This is a genomic window from Sphingomonas sp. UYP23, assembly GCF_054059235.1.
The window spans coordinates 2973576-2988427 of record NZ_JBSSBX010000001.1 but is presented as its reverse complement, the minus strand read 5'-3'; the positions used below and the strand labels follow the sequence as shown (position 1 = coordinate 2988427).

Below are 14852 nucleotides of genomic sequence, written 5' to 3'. Positions count from 1 at the left end.
CCAATGCCGAGCCGCGACGCGTCACGCAACCGCCCTTTTCAGCCGATCCACCAGGCGAGCGCGCGCGGGAAGCGTCACCGCGCGGCGATCGATGAGGATCGAGGCCTCGAGCGCGCCGCCGGTCATCGCCAGCGCATCGAAATTTTCGTCCCATTCGGCCGCGTGCCCACTCGTCAGCGCCGGCGGCAGTGTTTCGCGCTCCAGCCCATAGCCGAGCTCGGCGAGCAGCAGCAGTTCGTAGCGCGCGAGTGCCAGCGCCCAGCCGCGCGCCGCGGGTGCCGCCTCGATCACCCCGATCGTCCCGTCGAGCGCGGCATAGAGCCGCGGATAGGGCTGCGCCTCTGGCAACGCCGCGGCGGTGAGCGTCGTCACCCATTCGAGCGCGAGCGCGGGCAGCGGCTCGGCGAACAGCGGCGCACGGCTGGTGACGAGCTCGACCGTCAGGCTCGCGAGCTGATCGTCGGTGCGCGACCGCCATTCGCCGATCACGCGGTTGGCGGGCTGCAGGATCGGCCGGATCCGCGTCGAGCGCCCGCCGCGGACATAACCCGCCTGGAGCCCATGCTCGGCGGTCAGCGCACGCACGATCGCGCCGTGCTCGCCGTGATGACGGATCGCGAGGATTAAGGCTTCGACACGCAGATGCATTCCGCGGTGTAGCGTGGGTTGAGGGATTCGCCAGAGGGTCGGGGTGGCCGGGCAGGCGTCTGGCTGTGATGCTGCCTAGGCCAGATCGGACCTTTGCCCAAGGACGTCAGTCGCGCACTTGGCCGACGAAGAGGATTGCCGGCCGATCGCTTCGGAACGCGTACACCCCGCGCCGGATGTAGCCGCCACCTCCTTTTCGACGTCCGGCCGTCCAAGCGCACTGGCGACGACCGCCAATGCTGCCGGCTTCGAGAAGGTGGTCCTTGCTTGCAAGTATCCAGTCGGTGATGGCGTGAGCGCTATCGCGGCCAACGCGTACCCACCCGTCCCCCGCAACCGCGAAAACCAAGGTTTTGGCTCCGACGCAAACCTCGGTCGCGGCCCCGGTCGTTCGGTCGATGACCGTCACGACCACCGCATCGGTGGTCGAGTCGGCCCAATGCATCAATCCCTCGCGGAAAATGCCCTCGGCGGTGACGGGCGCGGCTCTTTGCGCTTGCGTCTGCGGCACGACCAGGGCGGCGACGGCCATAAGGGCTTCGAAAAGCATGCTTCGCTCCCGGTGCGGGCGGCGAACGTCAGAGCTTCGATGCGCAGATACGTTAGAGCGGTGTCACGTCGGCGAGCATCGTCGGCCAGCTCCGTCACCGCGCAATCGCCGCCCAGTGCAGCACCGCGGCGATCAGCGCATCCGCGACCGGCTGATGGCCGCCGGGCCCGAGGATGACGAACGCCATTTCCGGGAGCGGCGGCAGCCCCGGATCGGGATCGAGCACCGCGAGCCCGGCCGGCATCAGCCGCGCCGAATGCGGCATCACGCCGAGCCCCGCGCGCGCCGCCGCGGTCAGCCCGGTGAGACTCGCGCTGGTGAAGGCGACGCGCCAGTGCCGGTCGGCCGCATCGAGCGTTTCGAGCGCACGGGCGCGCGTCACGCTGGGCGGCGGATAGAGCAACAGCGGCAAGGGTTCGCTCGGGTCGATCCGCAGATCGCCCTGCCCAACCCAGCGGATCGCCTCGCGCCACACCAGCGTCCCGCGCCGGTCGCCCTGGCGTTGCTTGACGAAGATCACGTCGAGCCGCCCCGCATCGAATTCGCCGTACAGATCCTCGCTCAGCCCGGCGCGCAGTTCGAGATCGACCTCGGGATGGCGGCGCGCGAAGGTGGCGAGGACATCCGGCAGCGCCGACAGCACGAAGTCTTCCGACGCGCCGAGCCGCAACCGGCCACGCAGCGGCGTGTCGGCGAGGCTGCGCTCGAGCCGCAGATGCGCCTCGATCACGCTGCGCGCCTGTTCGAGCAAGCGTTCGCCCTGAACGGTAAGCGCCAGGCTATGTGTGTCGCGGTCGAGCAGCCGCCGCCGCGCCGCTGCTTCGAGACGCGCGATCTTCTGGCTGACGGTCGACTGCCGAACTCCGAGCATTCGCGCCGCGCCGGTGAAGCTGCCCGCCTCCACGACCGCGACGAACGCTTCGAGCAGATCGACGGGAATACGGTCCATGGTCATCACGATACATGATGACCGTTATCGTGGCTATCGGGATTGTCGGTCGCCGGTCAGCCCGTACATCGTAGCCAGCCAATAAGGACGCCGATCATGCCCCTTTCGAGAATCAGCGCGATCCTGCTGCGGATCGATCGCTATTTGCTGTTGCTGATCGCGACGGTCGCGCTCGCAGCGTTGTTTCCGGCGCGCGGCGCGGCGGCGGACTGGGTCGCGCATCTGGTCGTCTTCGCGGTCGCCTTGCTGTTCTTCCTCTATGGTGCCCGCCTCGCGCCCGCTGCGATCTGGCGGGGGCTATCGCACTGGCGCTTGCAGGCGCTGATCTTCGTCAGCACGTACATGCTGTTCCCGATCCTCGGTGTGGTCGTCACGCTGCTGCTGCGCGGGCATGTCCCGGGCGACGTGCTGACCGGCCTGATGTTCCTGTGCCTGCTGCCGTCGACCGTGCAGTCGTCGATCGCCTTCACCTCGATCGCGCGCGGGAACGTTCCGGGTGCGCTGTGCGCGGCGTCGCTGTCGAACGTATTGGGCGTGGTGCTCACCCCGATCCTCGTTTCGCAGCTGTTGCCGGCGGCGAGCGGCGGTTTCTCGCTCTCCGCGCTCGAAGACATCGCTACGCAGATCCTGCTGCCGTTCGTGGTCGGCCAGATCCTGCGGCCGTGGATCGGCGCTTGGCTGCTGCGCCATCCCCTGCCGACGTCGATCGTTGATCGCGGCTCGGTGCTGGTCGTCGTTTATGCCGCGTTCAGCGCGGGCATGATCGCGGGCATCTGGCACCAGCTGTCGGTGTTCAACCTGGCCGCGCTGGTCGCAATCGATCTGGCGATGCTGGCGTTCGTGCTGTTCGCCACGACCTTCGCCAGCCGCAGCCTCGGCTTTTCGACCGAGGATGAGATCGCGATCGTCTTCTGCGGCTCGAAGAAGAGCATGGCGGGCGGCATTCCGATGGCGGCGATTCTTTTCCCAGGGCATGCCGTCGGCCTGATCGTGTTGCCGTTGATGCTGTTCCACCAGGCGCAACTGTTCGTCTGTGCGATGCTGGCGCGGCGCTATGCCGGCCGCGCGGACCGTTCGCCAGAACCCGCGGACATCGTTCCGGTGGCCGCTGCCGTGCGCTAGCGCCGCAGCTTGCGCGCGATCCGCTCGAGCCCGAGCCGCGTCACCGCGCCCTTGGCCGACTGTGCGGCCCGGGTGAAGGCGCGAAGCGCGGCGATCGTCGCCCGGTTGGCGATCGTCGGGCGGAGCAGCAGAACGTCGACGCACGCCACGCCATCGGTCGCGAAGCTGCGCTTGTGCTGACCGTCGCCCTCAGTGAAGTCGAACCGCGTGAGTCCCGGCTCGACATACAGGTCGCGCATTGCCTCGAGCATCAGCACGCCGCCGGGGGACACATCGTTGAACGCCGGGTCGTGCCCGACATGATCGTAGCGCACCGTCCCGCCCGCGATCGGGCAATAGAGATACGCCGCCGGCTCGCCCGCGACGTAGAGCAGCCAGGCGCGCACCTGCCCTGCGGCCGCCTGCTCGGTCATGGTGCGTACGAAGGCCGCATCGTCGGGCAAGCCGCCGCCGAGCAGGCGCTCCTGATAGGTCCGCTGCGAAATCCCCCGCGCGATCGCGTGAAAATCGCCGAGTTCAGCGGGCGTGCGAAAGCGCCGGACATCGAGAGCGCCACCCGAAAGGTCGATCACGCGCTTCGTCTTGCGCTTGAGCCCCGAGCGGGTGTTGCCCGACAGCGACGCCTGATACGCCGCAAAGCCGATCGTCAGATCGGCATAATGCCGCGGATAGCGCTGCCGGACATAGCCGATCATACCGCCTGCGCTGCCCAGGAGCGCGTCGAGCCCCGCGGCGGGGAGCGAGGTCACGCGATAGCCGTCATCGCCGCGCCCGAGCGACGGCAGCGTCGACGGAGCCCCCGCGACGATCGCGTCGAGCGAGAGCGAAACGCGCACCAGCCGCCGCTCGATCGCCCCCAAGGTCCGCGCACCGATCTGAAAGCGCAGCGGCAACGGTTCCGCACCAGGCGGCGTCACGCCACGCGCTCGGCCACCATGTTCGACCATAATTGCTCGGCCTGCCGCCAGCGCGTGCGCAGCGGATCGGGGCCGAGCGGCACATCGTTCTGCTCAAGCCGGAGCCTGGGGCGATCCGCAAAACGCACCGTCGGCATCGTCTCGGCCCGCTCGGCGAGCAAGGCGCACAGCGCTTCGAAGCGCCGCACGTGCACCGTATTGGGCCGCGTTCCCGCGCGATTGGCGAGTTCGAAGCCGTGGCTGACGATGCTCACCGCGGCGTGGCGGGACATCTCGGCATGGTCGAGCGCAGCGCGCATCTCGCCGACCGACAGCGCGCAGATCTGGAAATTGCGCAAAGCGCCCGGCCGTTCCTCGATCACCGTGACCGGCACTTCGATCAGCCCGTCGCGGCTTACCGGCGAGATGTGCCGTGCGGGCAAATCGATCGCGCTCGGCCAGGGATGCTCGCCGCCATTGTGACTGGCATCATAGGCGAAACCGAGCTCGGCGAGCGCGCGCAGCGTGTCGTCATTGGCGCTGTACGACCCGGCACGAAACGCGATCGGATGCGGCGCGCCGGTCGCGACGAGCAAATCGGTCGCACCGGCGATCAACGCGCGCTGTTCGGCAAAACTATATTCGGCGAGTTCGAAACGCGAGGCGCTCGCCCCGCCATCGCCCGACACTGCGCTCGTCCAGTTCGGGTGGAGGTGGAGCTGCACCTCCTGCCCCGCCGCGAGGATCTTCCCGACGATCGCGCGCAGCGGCGCGATCCCGAAGGTCATCGCCGGCATCGGATCGACGAAAAAGCATGCCTTCAATCCATGCTGCGCAAGCATCTCGAGCTTGTAGCTGACGCCGACCCCGGCGGGTTCGAGCGAGCGCGCGAAGATCTCGGCACTCGCCAGCCCGTCGCTGTGGTGCCGCCACATCACCTCGGTGTCGATCGTCAGGAAAACGGGCGTTGTCATCCCGTCCAGCGATAGCCGGACGGGCGTAAACAATTGGCAAAGTCGCTCCGTTGCATTTTGTTGCTGCCGGGACTCAATCCCCGGTCAGAATGCGATCGACCAGCTGCTTGACGGTCGGGACGAAGCCGTTCGAATAGAACGGATCGCGCTTGAACTGATACGCGCCGTGCCCGGCAAACATCAGATTCTGCTCGACATCGCCGCCATGCGCGATGTCCTGCAGAGTCTTTTGGATGCAGAAACTGCGCGGATCAGCAAGCCGGCCAGTCGAATTTGTCTCGGTGTCCGACCAGGACGAGAAGGCGCACTGGCTGAGGCAGCCCATGCAATCGGCCTGGTCCTTGCGGATCACGCCCTTGTCGATCGGCGTGACGAAGACGAGCGTGTTGTCGGGCGTCTTGAGCGCATCGGTGAAGCCCTCGCCGAACCACTGGCGCGCGCGCAGCAGGTCGTTGCGCGTGACCCAGAAGTTCTTGCCCTTGACGCCGACGTCGAGCTGATAGGTGTGATCGCCAGCGCTCTGCGTCGAAAACGCGATCTGGCGCTCTGAACGCGCCTGCAGGTGACGCAGGAACGGATTGAGCACCGCGCTCGAATAGAAACCGGTCGGCGAGAAGCGATGCAGCAGCACTTCGCCTTCCTGGATGTTGGTCAGCCGCGCTTTCCAGTCATCGGGAATCGGGCTCTCCTGCGTCAGCAGCGGCCGCGTGCCGAACTGGAAGGCGATCGTGCCGAGCTCGGGATTGTCGATCCAGTTCGACCAGTCGCGCAGATACCACACGCCGCCCGCCATCACGATCGGCACGCTGTCGGAAATCCCGCCCTCGCGCATCGTCTCGCGCAACGCCTTCACCCGCGGATACGGGTCCTGCGGCATCAGCGGGTCTTCGGCGTTCGACAGGCCGTTATGCCCGCCAGCAAGCCACGGATCCTCATAGACCACCGCCGACAGCCAGTCGGCCGCCTTCGAGTATGCACGCTTCCACAGCGCACGGAAGGCGCGGCCCGAACTGACGATCGGGAGGTAGCTGACCTCGTACGACGCCGCGATCTCGGACAGCTTGTACGGCATCCCCGCGCCGCAGGTCACGCCCGCGACCAGCCCGCGCGTGCGCTCGAGCACGCCGTGGAGAATCCGCTGGGCGCCGCCCATTTCCCACAGCACGTTGATGTTGATCGCGCCCTTGCCGCCGGCAATGTCGAACGCGCGGCGCACCTGCTGGACAGCGCCCTCGATCGCATATTCGATCAGCTCTTCGTGGCGCTCGCGCCGCGTCAGCGCCTTATAGACCTGCGGTATGATCTTGCCTTCGGGGTCATAGCTATCGGCATTGACCGCCGACACCGTGCCGATACCGCCGGCCGCCGCCCAGGCGCCCGCGCTCGCATGATTCGTCGCGGCGACGCCCTTGCCGCCCTCGACGAGCGGCCAGACCTCGCGGCCGCCATAGACGATGGGCTTCAAACCTTTGAACAACGTGACGGCCTCCGACTTAACTTACGTTCTGTTATACGCTCTGGATGCCCACCCGGGCAAATCTCTATTCCGCGAATGCAGCGGGGCGATCGATAACGCTGCCGTACAGCCGGGCATAGCGTCCGATCATCGTCGCTTCGTCATATTCGGCGACCGCCTTGCGCCGGTTGAGTTCGCCCAGCCCTTTACGCGCTTCGGGCGTCGCCTGCGCCAGCGACTCGAGCGCGTCGCGGATCAACACTTCCTGATCGCGCCGTTCGATGAAACTGGAATTCTCAGGCACGACCATCTTGAGCACGTCGCCAACCGGGGTCGAGACGATCGGCAGCCCCGCCGCCATTCCCTCGAGCACGCAGATCGGGAATTGCTCGGACTTCGACGACAGCGCCATGATGTCGAACAGCCCGATATAAGCCTGCGGGTTGGGCAGGAAGCCGGGGAGCAGCACCTGGTCCGCCACCCCCATCCGCTCGGCGGCATCGAGGATGGCCTGGCGCTCGGGCCCCTCCCCCACGATGATCAGCCGCGCGCGGCTCGACATGCCGCCGAACGCGCGCACCAGCAGCGGGAGGTTCTTGACCTCGCGCAGACCCGCCAGCGTGCCGATCACCACTTCGCCAGGCTTGCGTTTGAAGCCCGGGATCGCATTGGGCTTGGGCGGGATCGCGTAGCGCGCAGTGTCGATGCCGTTGGCGATCCGGTGGACGCGCTCGTGCGGCTGCTTCCAGGTTTTCAGCGCAATGCCTTCGAGCGTCTCGGACGGCACGACCAGCGCCGCCGCCTTGGTCAGCGCGAAACGGCGATAGATGTTGCGCTCGGCCTTGAGGCCTTTCGCCTCGTCGGCGTTGAAACCGTCCTCGTGATGGACCAGCGGCGGCACGCCCTTGGACGAGACGCGCCGCGCCATCGCCCCGTCGATCGCGCCCCAATTATAGGTCAGCACCAGATCGAAGCGGCGCATATACGCCGCGATCGCCTCGTAGCGCTTGACCGAGGGCGACCCGGTCAGCGGCGGCGGATCCTGCGCAATCTCATAGTCGATGCCCTTGGCGATGGCATCGCGCGCGCCGTATTGGCCGTCCATGCTCGACACGATCGTGTGGCGTGCACGGTCGCCGAACGCGTTCATCAGACGCACCGCGCGCGCTTCCTTGCCGCCGAGCGAGAAGGTCGAGTGCAAGTGCAGAATGTTGACAGGCCGGCTCATTTGCGCGCGGCGTTAGCGCGAAATGACAGCGGCGTCATCTGTCGCAAGCGCCACGGCATATTCCGCCAAGGCGGAACATAGGGTGTCGCGCTCCGCAGCGAAGTCGACCGCCGGGTCGATCTGCCCGTCATTCGCTTCGATCCGTTCGCGCGGCAGCGACAGCGCGGGGCGGGTTTCAAGCGGCTTCATCTTCACAAAGCTGCACACCTGCGCGAGTTGCTCGCCACCGCGCCCACCGCCGTGGCCGCCATAGGTGACGATCAGCGCGGGCTTGCCGGCCCATTCGCGATAGAGATGGTCGATCGCGTTCTTGAGCGGCGCCGGATAGCCACCATTATATTGCGGCATGACGAACACGAAGCCGGAGGCTGCGGCGATCTTGGCACTCCAGGCGCGGGTGTGGTCGTGAGCGTAATGGCCGGCCTGCGGCATCCCGGGTTCGTCGTCCATCGGGAGCGGCCAGTCGGTAAGATCGACGGTTTCGAAGGCCGTGTGGGTGGTTTCGCGGGCGAGCGTGGCGATCCAGGCGGCGATCTTGGGGGAGATGCGCGTCGGGCGGAGGCTGCCGGCGATGACGAGCGTTGGGGAAGTCTGAGTCATGCGCTTGCCTTAATACTCCCCTCCCGCTTGCGGGAGGGGGATGAGGTTAGGCGAACGCGCTCTTCGCAATGTGCGTGATGCGGCACCCGAGATCGGCCTCGCCGCTCGCCACGACATAGTGATCTCCAGCATCTGCGATCCCGGTCGTGAACACGACATTGTGGAGATACATCAGGTTCTTGATCGGCTCGGTCAGCGCGGGATTGGCCTCGATCAGCGGATCGTGGCAGGTGCGCAACACCACGCTCGGATCGTCGCGGTCGAGCACCGACCAATAGGTGCGGTACACGCCGACCACGCCCATCGGCTCGACGCCGTGCCACAGCGTCAGCCAACCCGCATCGGTCAGGATCGGCGGCGCGCCGCCGCCCATCCGCGCGGTCGCCATCGTCTTCGCGTGCGGGCGGATGCCGGGCTTGTCGTACGGCTTCCAGTGGAGCGCATCAGGCGAACTCGCAAGGTTGATCGACGGCCCCGAACGCCACTCGCTCCCTGGCGGATAGGCAAAGTACAGATCGCCGAGCGGGCGCGTCTGCGCATAATATTTGTCGCCGATCAGCCCTTCGAAGATCAGCATGTCCTTGTTCTGGTGATCGAGCACGATCCCCTCGAGCTTCCAGTCGAGCGCGTCGGCCGAGCTGTACAGCGTCGTCGAATGCCGCTCGGGGCTGACCGAACAGGTCGTCATCAGATAGCGGTGCCCGACCTTGCTGATCCGCGCATCCTCGACGCCGTAGCATTGATACGGTGCCTGCGGCGCGATCGCCTTGTCGTAGTGGACCTGCTCGACCTTGGTCCCATCGGCATTGAGCTCGACCGGCAGCAGCCACGACAGCGAGGTCAGCGCCATCACCTTCCACCCGCCGCCGCGCATCATGAATTTGCGCGGGTCGGCGGTGTCGACATATTCGAGCGGCCAGGCATCGAGCGCGTAGCTATGCTCGGTCCAGCGGATCGCGTGGATATGCTGATCGTGGATCGGCGTCTTGAGCGCCTCGGCGACGCGCACCATCAGCAACAGATTGCCATTCGGCAGCCGCGTCATGCCCGGGTTGAACGCGCCGAGCACATAGGTCTCGGCATCGACCTTCCCCGCCAGCGGCGAGCGGGAAAGATCGACGTCGCCGGGCGAGAAGATCAAGGCATCATGCGAAAAGGTCATTCACCCTCCTGCGCCCGCGGGGAAATCACGAGCTGTTGGATCACGGTCCGCCGTGGCTGGGTCAGCATATAATGTACGCCGACCGCAATGTCCTCGGCGCGAAGCGAGGTTTCCTCGTGGATCATCTTGCGCTGCTCCTCGGACGTGATGTCGGGAAGTTGCATGTTCGAGCCGGTCTTGCCGGGCTCGATCAGGCCGACCTTGATGCCCTTGGGGCCAAGCTCACGGCGCAATGCTTCCGAGAAAGCGGCGATGCCCGCCTTGATCCCGGCATAGACGGTCGAGCTCGGCCCGAGCACGTGCGCGCTCATCGAGCCGATCAGGATGATGTCGCCATGCCCCTGCAAGGCATCGACCGCAGCATGCGCGCTGAGCAGATAGGCAGTGAAGTCGACCGCGATCGCATAGCGCAATTCGGGCTCGCTCATCTGCGTCAGGCCGCCCGCGGCGACCGCAGCGTTGATCACAGCGCAGTCCATCCCGCCGAGATAATCGCTCGCCTGTTTGAAGAAGCTCAGCACGTTCTCGGGATCGGACAGCTCGGTGGTGATCCCCTCGGCCTCGCCACCGACTTCGCGGATGCGCTCAAGGGCATCGTCGAGATATTCTGGATTGCGCCCGCAGATGAACACTTTGGCGCCCTCGGCCGCGAGCAATACGGCGATCGCGCGGCCGATCCCGGTGGTGCCACCGGTGATGGCGACGCGCTTGCCCTTGAGGCTCGTCATTGCGGTATGCGCGTCGGTAACGGTCTTCATGCAGGGCTCCTGTTATGTTGTATGGAGACGCGCCGGGGTAAGCGCGGTTCCGCCTCTTCTTTTCCCCTCCCTGGAAGGGAGGGGTCGGGGGTGGGTCGGCCCGTGGCGGCGGCAGCCCTCTCTTCAGGCCGACCCACCCCCAGCCCCTCCCTTCCAGGGAGGGGAGGAAAACTAGATCGCAATTCGAGACAATAGACGCTCGATCCCCGCCACCGCAGCGGGTTCGCTCAGGGTCGGGGCATGGCCGACTTGGTCGATCGTGACAAGCTCGCCATGGTCGAGCGCGGCGACCATCTTCTCGGCAGTCGCGGCCGACAGGACATCCGACGTCGCGCCGCGCACGATCAGCGTCGGCACGGTTTTCAGCACGTCGAGCGCGCGCCACATGTCGGGCCCGGCCTCGTTGCCCGGCACGCGGAACGGTTCTGCGATCTTCATGTCGTAATCGAGCACGACGCGGCCCGCGCTGTTGAGACGGTACAGCCGCTTCGCCATCGCCAGCCAATCCTCGAGCGTGAAAGCGGGATAGACGTCGCCATTCACCTCGGCGACGGCGCGCGCGGCGTGGAGCCAGGTCGGCCAGGTGTTCGACTTGCCGACATAGCCGCGGATCCGCGACAGACCCTCGGCCATGATGTCGGGCCCGACATCGTTGAGCAGCACGCCAGCGACACTCTCGTGCGCCGTGCCGGCGAGCAGTATCGTCACGATCCCGCCGAGCGACGTGCCGAACGCGACGTACCGATCGACGCCAAGCTCACCGAGCAACGCCTCGACGTCCTGGACGTAGCTGAGCGGGACATAGCTCATCGGATCCTTGGCATAGCCGCTCTCGCCGCGCCCGCGCAGATCGATCGCGATCACGCGCCATTCGGACGAGAGGCGGCGGGCGAGATCGTCATAATCGCGGGCGTTGCGCGTGAGGCCGGGCAGGCAGAGGATCGGCGGACGATCGGCGGGTCCGGGATAGTCACGGTAATGCAGCCGGACGCCGTCCTTGGACCACCAATATCGATTTTCATAAGGCGACATTGTCGAGTCCTGCGCCGGATCCTGGGGTTGCGCCGCGCTACGGGCGCCCTCCATATCCACGCATGAGCATTTCCCCGCAAGGCTGTCGCCCCGAAACGAGCATCCTCGAACTGGGGGACGGCTTCTACGATCCGGTCGCCGCCGCCGACTTTCCGCAGACCGTCCTTCGCTTCCGCAACGATCGCGCGGCGGCCGAAGTCGGGCTCGACGGGATAAGCGACACCGACTGGCTGCGCCATTTCGGCCGGTTCGATCCGCTGCCCGGCAGCCTCGAGCAGCCGCTCGCCCTGCGCTATCACGGCCACCAGTTCCGCAACTACAATCCCGAGATCGGCGACGGCCGCGGCTTCCTGTTCGCGCAGCTGCGCGATGAGCGCGGTCGGTTGATGGACCTCGGCACCAAGGGATCGGGCACGACGCCGTGGAGCCGCTTCGGCGACGGGCGCCTCACGCTCAAGGGCGGGATGCGCGAAGTCCTCGCGACCGAGATGCTGCAGGCTTTGGGCGTCAACACATCGCGGACCTTCTCGTTGATCGAGACGGGCGAAGCGCTCGAACGCGGCGACGAGCCCTCTCCGACTCGTTCGGCGGCGATGGTGCGGCTCAGCCACGGGCATATCCGCATCGGCACCTTCCAGCGGCTCGCCTATCTGCGCGATGCCGAGGCGATGGAGCGGCTCGTCGGGTACGTCCTGCGCAACCTGTATGGCGAGGAACCCGGGGCCGATGCGCCGGTCCGCTTGCTCGACCTGGTGGTCGATCGCACCGCGACCCTCGCCGCCAGCTACATGGCGGCAGGCTTTGTCCACGGCGTGCTCAATACCGACAATATCAACGTCACCGGCGAGAGTTTCGATTACGGCCCATGGCGGTTTGCGCCGACCTGGGACCCGGCCTTCACCGCCGCGTATTTCGACCATGCCGGACTCTACGCCTTCGGGCGCCAGCCGGAGGCGATCCACTGGAACGCGACCCAGCTCGCGATCTCGCTGCGCGCCTTGGTTGAGGCCGAGCCGTTGATCGCGGTGCTCGATACGTTTGCCGAGCGCTATCAGAACGCTGTCTCGGCGGCGATCCTGTGGCGGCTCGGCGTCGCCCCGCGCGATCCGACGAGCGACCGGGCGCTGGTCCAGGCGATCGAGCGCGGGTTGCGCACCAGCGGCCTGGGAATCGACCGCTTCTATTTCGACGCGTTCGGCGGCGTCGCGCCCGAGGGCGCGGCGTTCGACGAGCTTCGCGCGGCGCTGGAACCCTATGCGCCCCGCAAAGCCCGCGATCATGCCTATTGGCACGGCGAACCGTGCGCGATGCTGATCGACGAGGTCGAGGCCATCTGGGCGGTGATCGACCAGCGCGACGACTGGACGTCCTTCGACGCCAAGATCGCGCAAATCCGAACCATGGGCGACGCGCTGGCCTAAACCCCTCTCCCCCTGTGGAAGAAGGAGGGAGCGCCGCACGCGCGGAAGGGTGAGGGGATGTGGCGGCGGTTGCGCCATCGACGTCCCCCTCACCCTTCCCCCTCGCTACGCGAGCGGGCCCCTTCTCTCTCCCACAAGGGGAAAGGGAGAGTAGTGGATTCCCGTCGCGATCTAAGGCAAGGACCGAGTAAATGTCGTCCGAACTTCTCTCCTACGAACCCGCCACCGGTGCCGAGCTTTGGCGCGGCGCGATCGGCGATGTCGACGCCGAAGTCGCCGCCGCCCGCGCGAGCTGGGCAGGCTGGGCGGCCCAACCGCTCGCCTATCGCGTCGAGGCGCTGCGCCGCGTCGCCAATGTCGTGCGCGCGCGCGCCGACGCCTTTGCTGACATCATCGCTCGGGAAACCGGCAAGCCGCTGTGGGAAGCGCATACCGAGGTCGACTCGGTCATCGCGAAGGTCGATATCTCGGTAACGGCCTATGCCGAGCGCACCCCGCAGCGCCGGCTCGAAGCGCAGATGGGCAGCCGCATGGCGCTGCGCCACAAACCGCACGGCGTGCTGGCGGTGCTCGGGCCCTATAATTTCCCGGCGCATCTGCCGAACGGCCACATCGTCCCAGCCCTGCTCGCGGGCAATGCCGTGGTTTTCAAGCCGTCCGAAAAGACCCCGGCGACGGGCGAGTTTCTCGTCGGCTGCTTCCACGCCGGCGGCGTGCCCGAGGGCTGCCTGCGCCTGCTGATCGGCGGCGCAGCCGAGGGGAAGGCGCTCGCCGCGCATGACGGGATCGACGGACTGCTGTTCACCGGATCGGCACATACCGGCATCGCGCTGAACCGCGCGTTTGCGACGCGGCCCGAGAAGATCCTTGCGCTCGAAATGGGTGGCAACAACCCGATCATCGTGTGGGATTCGCCTGATCTCCACGCTGCTGCGGTCGTCGTCGTGCAATCGGCGTTCACCTCGGCGGGCCAGCGCTGCACCGCCGCGCGCCGGCTGATCGTCGACCAGAAGCTCTACGATCCGCTGATGGCGGAGATCATCAAGATCGTGAAACGGATCATCGTCGATGAGCCGCACGCCAGCCCCGCACCGTTCATGGGACCGGTGATCGACAATGACAGCGCCGACCTGCTGTCCGAAAGCTTCCTCGAACTGATGATGCGCGGCGGCCGCCCGATCCAGCATCTCGAGCGCCCGATCGCCAACCGCCCGTTCCTGCGTCCCGCGTTGATCGACACGACCGACCTCAATGACCGGCCCGATATCGAACTGTTCGGTCCGATCCTCCAGGTGATCCGCAAGACCAGCTTCGCCGATGCGATCACCGAGGCGAACAACACGCGTTACGGCCTGTCGGCGTCGCTGCTCAGCCAGGATCCGGCGCTGTACGACCAGTTCTGGGCGAATGCGCGCGCAGGGATCATCAACTGGAACAAGCCGACCAACGGCGCCTCGTCCAAGGCGCCGTTCGGCGGCATCGGCTGGTCGGGCAACCACCGTCCGAGCGCCTATTATGCGGCGGACTATTGCGCCTATCCTGTGGTATCGAGCGAGGCCGATCAGGCACGGGCAAGCATCGGGGTGGGGTTACGCGATGGGTGAAGACGCATCCCGCGTCGAACGGTTGCGGGCGGATCCCGCGGTCACGGCGATGCTGGAGCGGATTTGCGACATCTCGACGATGGGCTTTGCCGCCGTCGCGCGCGTGACCGACAGCCATTGGATCGCCTGCCAGGTCCTCGATCGGATCGAATTCGGGCTCGAGGCGGGCGACGAACTCGCGCTGAAGACCACGATCTGCGACGAAATCCGCCAAAGCGGGCAAGCCGTCATCATCGACACCGTATCGGGCAATCCCGACTGGCGGACGCACCCGACACCGATCCTGTACGGGTTCGAAAGCTATATCTCCTTTCCGATTCGCCTGCCCGATGGCGCGTTCTTCGGGACGCTGTGCGCGATCGATCCGCAGGCGCGGCCGATCGGCACGCCCGCCATCGCGATCCTGTTCGAACGCTTCGCCGCGGAAATCGGGGCGTTGCTGGCCTGAGCGG

At 66.6% G+C, this 14852-nt stretch carries 15 protein-coding genes; 4 read left to right on the top strand and 11 right to left on the bottom strand.

The window, feature by feature from the left end; all coding sequences use genetic code 11:
* Nucleotides 1-21 precede the first annotated feature (21 nt).
* From recO to ACVWYO_RS14740, 3 genes are all read right to left on the bottom strand, one after another.
* Nucleotides 22-648, bottom strand: coding sequence for a DNA repair protein RecO (recO, locus tag ACVWYO_RS14750; RefSeq protein ID WP_457352027.1), 627 nt, complete (start codon nucleotides 646-648; stop codon nucleotides 22-24).
* 106 nt (nucleotides 649-754) lie between these two features.
* On the bottom strand, nucleotides 755-1198 hold the full coding sequence (locus tag ACVWYO_RS14745; RefSeq protein WP_457352025.1) for a hypothetical protein: 444 nt from the start codon (nucleotides 1196-1198) through the stop codon (nucleotides 755-757).
* 94 nt (nucleotides 1199-1292) lie between these two features.
* Nucleotides 1293-2147: a LysR family transcriptional regulator gene (locus tag ACVWYO_RS14740; RefSeq protein ID WP_457352023.1), complete on the bottom strand. Its 855-nt coding sequence runs from the start codon at nucleotides 2145-2147 to the stop codon at nucleotides 1293-1295.
* Between the two features lie 96 nt (nucleotides 2148-2243).
* Between ACVWYO_RS14740 and ACVWYO_RS14735 the strand changes: the two genes are divergently transcribed.
* Entirely contained in the window at nucleotides 2244-3269 is a 1026-nt protein-coding gene (locus ACVWYO_RS14735) for a bile acid:sodium symporter family protein (RefSeq protein WP_457352020.1), read from the top strand.
* Here ACVWYO_RS14735 and ACVWYO_RS14730 read toward each other — a convergent pair.
* The 8 genes from ACVWYO_RS14730 to ACVWYO_RS14695 form a co-directional block, all read right to left on the bottom strand.
* Nucleotides 3266-4162 carry a GNAT family N-acetyltransferase gene (locus ACVWYO_RS14730; protein WP_457352018.1) on the bottom strand — a complete coding sequence of 299 codons (897 nt, stop codon included), beginning with the start codon at nucleotides 4160-4162 and terminating at the stop codon, nucleotides 3266-3268. The genes ACVWYO_RS14735 and ACVWYO_RS14730 overlap by 4 nt on opposite strands.
* A gap of 20 nt (nucleotides 4163-4182) precedes the next feature.
* Nucleotides 4183-5139 (bottom strand): polysaccharide deacetylase, encoded by a 957-nt coding sequence (locus ACVWYO_RS14725; protein WP_457352016.1) that lies wholly within the window; start codon nucleotides 5137-5139, stop codon nucleotides 4183-4185.
* A 73-nt stretch (nucleotides 5140-5212) separates the two neighbouring features.
* Nucleotides 5213-6616: an NAD(P)H-dependent flavin oxidoreductase gene (locus ACVWYO_RS14720; protein ID WP_457352014.1), complete on the bottom strand. Its 1404-nt coding sequence runs from the start codon at nucleotides 6614-6616 to the stop codon at nucleotides 5213-5215.
* A 64-nt stretch (nucleotides 6617-6680) separates the two neighbouring features.
* Nucleotides 6681-7823, bottom strand: a complete 1143-nt coding sequence (locus ACVWYO_RS14715) for a glycosyltransferase family 4 protein (protein WP_457352012.1) — start codon at nucleotides 7821-7823, stop codon at nucleotides 6681-6683.
* A 12-nt stretch (nucleotides 7824-7835) separates the two neighbouring features.
* The gene (locus ACVWYO_RS14710) at nucleotides 7836-8423 is read right to left on the bottom strand and encodes an NADPH-dependent FMN reductase (protein WP_457352010.1); all 588 of its coding nucleotides are present in this window, start codon (nucleotides 8421-8423) and stop codon (nucleotides 7836-7838) included.
* 46 nt (nucleotides 8424-8469) lie between these two features.
* Entirely contained in the window at nucleotides 8470-9585 is a 1116-nt protein-coding gene (locus ACVWYO_RS14705; protein WP_457352008.1) for a glycoside hydrolase family 130 protein, read from the bottom strand.
* Complete coding sequence (locus ACVWYO_RS14700; RefSeq protein WP_457352006.1) at nucleotides 9582-10343, bottom strand: SDR family oxidoreductase; 762 nt, start codon at nucleotides 10341-10343, stop codon at nucleotides 9582-9584. Before ACVWYO_RS14700 ends, ACVWYO_RS14705 begins: the two co-directional genes overlap by 4 nt.
* Nucleotides 10344-10514: 171 nt before the next feature.
* Entirely contained in the window at nucleotides 10515-11375 is an 861-nt protein-coding gene (locus ACVWYO_RS14695) for an alpha/beta fold hydrolase (protein WP_457352004.1), read from the bottom strand.
* 62 nt (nucleotides 11376-11437) lie between these two features.
* Between ACVWYO_RS14695 and ACVWYO_RS14690 the strand changes: the two genes are divergently transcribed.
* The 3 genes from ACVWYO_RS14690 (at nucleotide 11438) to ACVWYO_RS14680 (ending at nucleotide 14848) form a co-directional block, all read left to right on the top strand.
* Nucleotides 11438-12796 carry a protein adenylyltransferase SelO family protein gene (locus ACVWYO_RS14690; protein ID WP_457352002.1) on the top strand — a complete coding sequence of 453 codons (1359 nt, stop codon included), beginning with the start codon at nucleotides 11438-11440 and terminating at the stop codon, nucleotides 12794-12796.
* A gap of 191 nt (nucleotides 12797-12987) precedes the next feature.
* On the top strand, nucleotides 12988-14400 hold the full coding sequence (astD, locus tag ACVWYO_RS14685) for a succinylglutamate-semialdehyde dehydrogenase (protein WP_457352000.1): 1413 nt from the start codon (nucleotides 12988-12990) through the stop codon (nucleotides 14398-14400).
* Nucleotides 14393-14848 carry a GAF domain-containing protein gene (locus tag ACVWYO_RS14680; RefSeq protein ID WP_457351998.1) on the top strand — a complete coding sequence of 152 codons (456 nt, stop codon included), beginning with the start codon at nucleotides 14393-14395 and terminating at the stop codon, nucleotides 14846-14848. The genes astD and ACVWYO_RS14680 overlap by 8 nt, the downstream gene beginning before the upstream one ends.
* Nucleotides 14849-14852: the final 4 nt, after the last annotated feature.

Bases quoted from the DNA above. Each gene is read 5' to 3' on its own strand.
- ACVWYO_RS14705 (WP_457352008.1), bottom strand. From the start codon at position 9,585: ATGACCTTTTCGCATGATGCCTTGATCTTCTCGCCCGGCGACGTCGAT.
- ACVWYO_RS14710 (WP_457352010.1), bottom strand. From the start codon at position 8,423: ATGACTCAGACTTCCCCAACGCTCGTCATCGCCGGCAGCCTCCGCCCG.
- ACVWYO_RS14695 (WP_457352004.1), bottom strand. From the start codon at position 11,375: ATGTCGCCTTATGAAAATCGATATTGGTGGTCCAAGGACGGCGTCCGG.
- ACVWYO_RS14740 (WP_457352023.1), bottom strand. From the start codon at position 2,147: ATGGACCGTATTCCCGTCGATCTGCTCGAAGCGTTCGTCGCGGTCGTG.
- recO (WP_457352027.1), bottom strand. From the start codon at position 648: ATGCATCTGCGTGTCGAAGCCTTAATCCTCGCGATCCGTCATCACGGC.
- ACVWYO_RS14680 (WP_457351998.1), top strand. From the start codon at position 14,393: ATGGGTGAAGACGCATCCCGCGTCGAACGGTTGCGGGCGGATCCCGCG.
- ACVWYO_RS14715 (WP_457352012.1), bottom strand. From the start codon at position 7,823: ATGAGCCGGCCTGTCAACATTCTGCACTTGCACTCGACCTTCTCGCTC.
- ACVWYO_RS14700 (WP_457352006.1), bottom strand. From the start codon at position 10,343: ATGAAGACCGTTACCGACGCGCATACCGCAATGACGAGCCTCAAGGGC.
- ACVWYO_RS14725 (WP_457352016.1), bottom strand. From the start codon at position 5,139: ATGACAACGCCCGTTTTCCTGACGATCGACACCGAGGTGATGTGGCGG.
- astD (WP_457352000.1), top strand. From the start codon at position 12,988: ATGTCGTCCGAACTTCTCTCCTACGAACCCGCCACCGGTGCCGAGCTT.
- ACVWYO_RS14745 (WP_457352025.1), bottom strand. From the start codon at position 1,198: ATGCTTTTCGAAGCCCTTATGGCCGTCGCCGCCCTGGTCGTGCCGCAG.
- ACVWYO_RS14735 (WP_457352020.1), top strand. From the start codon at position 2,244: ATGCCCCTTTCGAGAATCAGCGCGATCCTGCTGCGGATCGATCGCTAT.
- ACVWYO_RS14690 (WP_457352002.1), top strand. From the start codon at position 11,438: ATGAGCATTTCCCCGCAAGGCTGTCGCCCCGAAACGAGCATCCTCGAA.